The 546-nt window shown below is 66.7% G+C and carries 1 protein-coding gene; it reads right to left on the bottom strand.

The genetic code is table 11. From position 1 onward, the window contains the following. Window positions 1-53: 53 nt before the first annotated feature. On the bottom strand, window positions 54-546 hold a 493-nt coding region (locus BVI061214_RS00285), incomplete at its 5' end, for a transaldolase family protein (protein ID WP_053766888.1).

Genomic DNA, 546 nt, shown 5'->3' with positions numbered 1-546 from the left:
CCCCGCCAGGTCTTGGTAGGAAAGGGTCGTCTCAGGGGTTTCCGCTTTCTTCTTCATGGCTTGACCTTCTCCCAATCCTCCATAAAGCGCTTGAGGCCTAGGTCCGTCAGGGGATGCTTGAGGAGGGCCTTGAAGACGGCGTGGGGCATGGTGGCGATGTCGGCCCCCAGAAGGGCGGCCTCCGTCACGTGGCGGGGGTGGCGGATGGAGGCGGCGATGACCCGCACCGGCAGGTCCTGGACCTCCCGCATCTCCACGATCTCCCTCAAAAGCTCTCCCCCGTCCCAGGAGATGTCGTCCACCCGGCCCAGGAAGGGGCTCACGTAGCTGGCCCCCGCCCGGGCCGCCAGGAGGGCCTGGTTGGCGGAAAAGATGAGGGTCATGTTGACCCGGATGCCCTCGGCGCTCAATACCCGGCAGGCCTTGAGGCCCTCCTCGGTGGTGGGGAGCTTGACCACGATGTTGGGGTGGAGGGCGGCGAGCCTTCTTCCCTCCTCCACCATGGCCTTGGCCTCGAGGGCCGTGACCTCGGCGGAAACGGGCCCT

It is taken from the genome of Thermus aquaticus, assembly GCF_001280255.1.
Taxonomy (GTDB): Bacteria; Deinococcota; Deinococci; order Deinococcales; family Thermaceae; genus Thermus; species Thermus aquaticus.
The sequence above is the reverse complement of the archived record's forward strand: the minus strand, read 5'-3'. Positions and strand labels throughout refer to the sequence as shown.